At 74.2% G+C, this 5,637-nt stretch carries 6 protein-coding genes and 1 pseudogene; 4 read left to right on the top strand and 3 right to left on the bottom strand.

The features are described 5' to 3' along the window. A pseudogene (locus tag ACOJUF_RS10975) lies at positions 1 to 453 on the top strand (PLP-dependent aminotransferase family protein); the annotation flags it as partial. A gap of 23 nt (positions 454 to 476) precedes the next feature. Here ACOJUF_RS10975 and ACOJUF_RS10970 read toward each other — a convergent pair. The 3 genes from ACOJUF_RS10970 to ACOJUF_RS10960 all read right to left on the bottom strand — a co-directional run bounded on the left by ACOJUF_RS10970 (position 477) and on the right by ACOJUF_RS10960 (position 2,626). Next, on the bottom strand, positions 477 to 929 hold the full coding sequence (locus ACOJUF_RS10970) for a DUF1810 domain-containing protein (protein ID WP_420121887.1): 453 nt from the start codon (positions 927 to 929) through the stop codon (positions 477 to 479). 42 nt (positions 930 to 971) lie between these two features. Continuing rightward, entirely contained in the window at positions 972 to 1,544 is a 573-nt protein-coding gene (locus ACOJUF_RS10965; RefSeq protein WP_420121886.1) for a manganese efflux pump MntP family protein, read from the bottom strand. A 449-nt stretch (positions 1,545 to 1,993) separates the two neighbouring features. Beyond that, positions 1,994 to 2,626 carry a hypothetical protein gene (locus ACOJUF_RS10960; RefSeq protein WP_420121885.1) on the bottom strand — a complete coding sequence of 211 codons (633 nt, stop codon included), beginning with the start codon at positions 2,624 to 2,626 and terminating at the stop codon, positions 1,994 to 1,996. A 194-nt stretch (positions 2,627 to 2,820) separates the two neighbouring features. On the opposite strand from ACOJUF_RS10960, the gene ACOJUF_RS10955 reads away from it, so the two are divergent. The 3 genes from ACOJUF_RS10955 to ACOJUF_RS10945 all read left to right on the top strand — a co-directional run. Next, a complete protein-coding gene (locus ACOJUF_RS10955) occupies positions 2,821 to 4,158 on the top strand; it encodes a hypothetical protein (protein ID WP_420121884.1) in 1,338 nt (445 codons plus the stop codon). After that, positions 4,158 to 4,931 carry a sensor histidine kinase gene (locus tag ACOJUF_RS10950; RefSeq protein ID WP_420121888.1) on the top strand — a complete coding sequence of 258 codons (774 nt, stop codon included), beginning with the start codon at positions 4,158 to 4,160 and terminating at the stop codon, positions 4,929 to 4,931. The genes ACOJUF_RS10955 and ACOJUF_RS10950 overlap by 1 nt, the downstream gene beginning before the upstream one ends. A gap of 67 nt (positions 4,932 to 4,998) precedes the next feature. Then, a partial coding sequence (locus ACOJUF_RS10945) for a response regulator (RefSeq protein WP_420121883.1) occupies positions 4,999 to 5,637 on the top strand: 639 nt, incomplete at its 3' end.

Below are 5,637 nucleotides of genomic sequence, written 5' to 3'. Positions count from 1 at the left end.
CCCGGGCTGATCCGGCGGCTGGCCGCGACCCGGGCCCTGGGCGACATGGCCGGGCCGGTGCTGGACCAGCTCGTCGCGGCCACCCTGCTGGCCGATCCCGCGGCCGCCCTCGCCGAGCAGCGGGGCCGGCTGGCCACCGGGGCGGCCGCGCTGGCCGCCGCGCTGGCCGCGCACCTGCCGGACTGGCAACCGACCCGGCCCACCGGCGGCACGTTCCTGTGGGTGCGCCTGCCCGGCCCGTTCGCCACCGACCTGGCCCTGCTGGCCCCGTCCGTCGGCGTCCGGATCGCCCCCGGCCCCCGGTTCGGGCCGGACGGCACCATGGAGTCATTCGTCCGGCTGCCGTTCACCGTGCCGCCGGACCAGCTGGCCACCGCGATGCGCCGGCTCGCCTCGATCACCGACCGGGCGGCCGCCGGCTCACGGACCGGCATCCCGGGCTGGGTCGCCTGACGGCTCGCGGTCGGGCCGGGCGATCACCGCGGATCGGCCGGCGCCAGCAGCTCGTCGGTGGCCGGGTCGGGACGGCCGCCGTAGAACCGGTCGAGGACCCGGACGAACACCGGTTCGGCCGGGTCCGCCCGGTGGAACAGCGTCATGCTGGACCGCAGCTTGATCGCGTCGATCGAGCCGAGGACGGCCTCGGCCCGGCGGGCGTCGGTGGCCAGCACCGCCTGGGCGGCGTCCCGCAGCCGCGGGCCGAGCACGGGATGGGCCAGGTAGGCCGCCGCCTCGGCGAGAGACCCGATCGCGAACCGCTGGGCCATCAGGCTCGAGCCGAGCCCGGCGATCTGGGGGAACACGAACCAGATCCAGTGCGAGCTCTTGCGCCCCCGGTGCAGCTCGGCCAGGGCCCGGTCGTACATCCCACCCAGGTCCTGCGCCTCCACGAACCGTTCGAGGTCGAACGGGTCCGCCGATCCGGTCATCACGCCTCCCGTGCCACTCGTGGACGGCCCCGGGCCGCCCGGTCAGTACCAGCCCAGGTGCTCGGCCAGGATGTTCAGGCCGATCAGGATCAGGATCACGCCACCTGCGATCTCGGCGGGCTTGCCGAACCGGCGACCCACCTTGTGCCCGATCAGCACACCGGCGAAGCTGATCACGAACGTCGTGACGCCGATCAGCAGCACGACCCAGCCGACGGCGATGTTCGGCAGGAACGCGAACGAGATGCCGACGGCCAGCGCGTCCAGGCTGGTCGCGACGGCCAGCACGAGCAGTTCCCGGTAGTTGATGGTGTCGACATCGACGTCGCTGTCCTCGTCATCGCCCTTGAACGCCTCCCACAGCATCTTGCCGCCGACCAGGGCCAGCAGCCCGAAGGCGATCCAGTGGTCGACGCTTTCGATGTACGACGAGAACGCCGACCCCACGAGGTAGCCGATCAGCGGCATCACCGCCTGGAACAGCCCGAACGCGAAGGCGATGATCGCGGCGTTGACCAGGTTGAACCGGCGCAGGTGCAGTCCCTTGCCCAGGGCCACCGCGAAGGCGTCGGCGGACAGGCCGACGGCGAGGAGAAGGGCGGGCCAGAACGTCATCGCGCCACCACCGGGCGTCCGACATCGATATCCACGACGGGAGTTCCTCTCGATCGAGCCGACCGAGATGGCTGGGGCGCAGCGACCTCGGCCGGCGGGCAACAGCTCACCGGCCGAAGGTCTCGCTCGCCGGCCGCCGCTGTCGCGTCGAGGCCGGTGGATGACCGGGCGCCGCGGCGCCAGTATGTCGACCATCCGCACCCGATCCGGACTGGCCGGCCGGGCGGAACTACTCCCCTTCAGTACCGATGATCTTCCCGGACGGGCCCGGTGCCGGTCAACGCCGGCCGGCGTGAGCCTGCTGACACCGCGCTCACCCGCCGAGACGGCTCGGCAGCGCCACCTCGCAAGCAGGCCGATGCCCCGCCCGGGAGTGGTCCGGGCGGGGTATCGACGGTGGTGCATATGCAGGCTGCCCGGGGCAGAGTGAAGGGGGAATGCGGCACGGATCAGTTGGTCTTCCGGGCGACCAGCACGCCGAGCACGGTGTACCCGACGATCAGGTGGGCGGCGGCGACGTACTGTGCCACCGCGCCGCCGAGGATGCCGTTGATCGGCAGCACGACCGCGGCCCAGCTCTCGGCGACGAGCGGCCAGAACCGGGAGATGCCGGTCCACCGGCCGGCAATGGCGATCCGGATGCCGATGAAGAACATGCCCAGCATCGACAGCGGCCAGAACGCGTCGAGCGCGGCCCAGACCGGCTGGTTCAGGTCGGACAGCGTGAACGCATCGGCCAGGGTCGAGCCGATCGCGACACTGACCAGCACGCTCTCCACGATCAGCGCCGCCCGGGCGATCCGGCCCGCACCGAGCGCCCGGGTCCGCCACAGCACCCGCAGCAGGGCGAGCAATCCGAGCTGGAACAGGCCGGATCCGAGTCCGAACACCAGCAGGTCGTCGGGGTTGCCGACCGGGTCGACCCCGAGGGCAACGATCGAGGCGGACCAGGCCAGCGCGCCGATCGACAGCAGGGCGCCGTGGACCATGAATGGGTGCCGGCGGCCCGGGTCCGGCTCGGCGGGCGGGACCACCGCAGCCAGATCGGATCGGGCCGGGGCGGGGGTGCTGGACAACGACATGGCGATTTCCTTCGGGACGGGCGTGAGGGGGATCCGGTCGGAACCGGTGGTGCCGGGTGCTGGGGTCAACCGTGTCCGTCCCGCCGACCCGGCCGTCAGGGAGCGGCGTCCCGGGTCCGGTCCCGGGAATGTCCCGTCCCGGACGGGACACCGGCCTCGGGACCGCGGGACACCGGGCCGGTGATACTGGCGCGATGACGACGACCGGCGACCGGCCGCGCACCCGCGCGTTCTCGGGGCCGGGGCTGGTCGCGGTGGCCGGCGGCGGGCTGCTGCTGGTGGCCTGCGCCCTGGTCGATCTGGCCACGCCGGCGGCCGCCCGGGCCGCGGTGAACACGGACCCGGGCGTGCTCGGGGCGCTCGTCGGGCTGCTGGTCACCGGGGCCGGCGCGGTGATCCTGGGTCACGACCGGCGGAACCGGATCGGCCTCATCCTGATCGCGTTCGGCACCCTCTGGGCGGTCGACGGGTTCGCCGAGTCCTGGGGCGCCTACGCGGTGGCCCGGGGCGCGCCGGGCGGCTCGGCGGCGTTCTGGTTCTACGAGCGGGTGGGCGCGTTCCTGCTGCTCGGCCTGCCGCTGGTGCTCACCCTGTATCCCGACGGGCGCTTCGTGCCGGGCGGGTGGGGGGTGGTCGGCCGGATCGGGGTCGGGCTGGCCGCGCTGCTGCCGATCGCGTTGGTGCTGGCCCCGGCCTCGGCGGTCTACGAGGGCGCCGTCCCGCCGTGGGTCGATCCGAGCGTGCCGGCGCTGCCGCTGCCGGACGGCGCCTGGGTCGTCCTGCTGACGGCGGCTCGCACCCTGACCTTCGCCGGGCTGCTGCTGCCGATCGCGGTGGTCTTCGCCCGGCACCACACCGCCACCGGCCTCGATCGCACCCGCGTGCGCTGGCTGCTCTGGGCGGCGCTGATCTGCGTGCTGGTCGTCGTGGTCGGGCTGCTCGTCCCGGGCAGCGCGATGGCCTACCTGGCCCTGGTCACCGCGGTCGCGGTCACCGCCGGGTCGGTGACGATCGGCATCGTCGCGCCCACGCTCGTCGACATCGACGCGCTGGTCGCCGGCACCCTGGTCTCCGCCGCCGTCGGCGCGATCGTCATCAGCCTGGATCTGGCGATCATCGCGGCGGGCAACGAGTTGCTGGGCGACCAGCTGGACGAGCGCGGCGTCACCGTGGTCGTGCTCATCGTCGCCGTGGTGCTGTACGGGCCGATGCGCCACTGGCTGGGCCGGTGGGTGCGGCGGCTGCTGGTCGGCCGGCGCGCGGACCGGTACACGGTGGTCTCGACCCTGGCCCGCGCCTGGAGTCCTCCGGCCGGGTCGACGAGCAGCTGCCGGCGCTGGCCGGCGCGGTGGCGGAGGCGTTCAAGGTGCCGTACGTCGGCGTGGAGATCGTCCGGTCCGGCGGCGGCACGCTGGTCGCCGAGCACGGCATCGCCCCGAGCGACCCGGCCGCGCGGGCCGAGCTGCCAATCACCTACCAGGGCACGCGGATCGGCCGGCTGCTGCTGCCGGCCAACGGCTTCCGGTCGTTGATGTCGCGCCGGGACCAGGCGCTGCTGCTGGACGTGGTGCGGCAGGCGGCCATCGCCGTGCGCAGCGCCACCCTGGCCCGCGAGCTCCAACTGGCCCGGGAGCGGCTGGTGCTGGCCCGGGAGGAGGACCGGCGGCGGATCCGGCGGGACCTGCACGACGGGCTCGGGCCGGCGCTGGGCGGGGTGGCCTTGCGGCTGGACGCCGCCGGCAATGCGATCGGGACCGACCCCGACCGCACCCGGCAGCTCGTCCGGCAGTCCCGTCAGGACGTCACCGATGCGCTGGCCGACGTACGCCGGCTGGTGCACGGGCTCCGGCCGCCCGCCCTCGACGACTTCGGGCTGGTCGCCGCGCTGGAGCATCAGGTCGAGGCCGCGTCGGCGGTGCTCGACGTCGAGCTGGACGTCGGCCTCGGAGCCGGCCGGCCGGCGGAAGGTGGGCCGGATGCGTCGGGGGCGGGCGCGTTGGCGGCGCTGCCGGCCGCGGTCGAGGTGGCCGCCTACCGCATCGTGTCCGAAGCGCTGACCAACGTCGTCCGGCACGCCGCGGCGACGACCTGCCGGGTGGGTCTGACCGTCGAGGCCGGCGCGCTGCGCATCGAGATCGCCGACGACGGGCGCGGGATCCCCGCCGACGCGGTCGCCGGGGTGGGCCTGCGCTCGTTGCGGGAGCGGGCCGAGGAGCTGGGCGGAACCTGCGACGTGCACTGCCCGCCGGCCGGCGGCACCGTCGTGCAGGCCTGGATTCCGATCGCGGACGAGCCGGCCGCATGAGCGAGGCCGGCCGTACGAGGAATCGACACCGGGCGGGACCACCGCGCGGACCGAGCGGAGGATCCGCATGACTGGACCGATCCGGGTGCTCATCGTCGACGACCACCCCGTGTTCCGCGACGGGCTGGCCGCGTTGCTCGACCCGCTCGACGGGATCACCGTGACCGGTCGGGCCGCGGACGGCCGGGCCGCGGTCGACGCGGTGACGGGCGCGGGCCCGGCGGACCGGCCGGAGGTGGTGATCATGGACATCCAGATGCCGGTGATGAACGGCATCGAGGCCACGCGGCGGATCGCCGAGGCCGCGCCCGAGGTCGGGGTCCTCGTGGTGACGATGGGCGAGGACGACGCCACCGTCTTCAGCGCGGTCCGCGCCGGCGCGCGCGGCTACCTGGTCAAGGGCGCCTCCCAGGACGAGGTGGTACGAGCGATCGGCACCGTGCACGCCGGCGGCGTGGTGTTCGGGGCGTCGCTGGCCCGGCGGGTGGCCCGCGCGTTCGAGGCGCCGGCGACCGCCCGCGCATCGGCGTTCCCGCAGCTCACCGACCGCGAGCGGGAGATCCTCGACCTGATCGCGGCCGGCCGGTCCAACACCCAGATCGCCGCCGAGCTGTACCTGTCGGGCAAGACCGTCCGGAACAACGTCTCGACCATCCTGGCCAAGCTGCAGGCCGGCGACCGGGCCAACATGATCATCCGCGCCCGG

This window comes from Nakamurella sp. (assembly GCF_048594475.1).
GTDB lineage: Bacteria > Actinomycetota > Actinomycetes > Mycobacteriales > Nakamurellaceae > Nakamurella.
The sequence above is the reverse complement of the archived record's forward strand: the minus strand, read 5'-3'. Positions and strand labels throughout refer to the sequence as shown.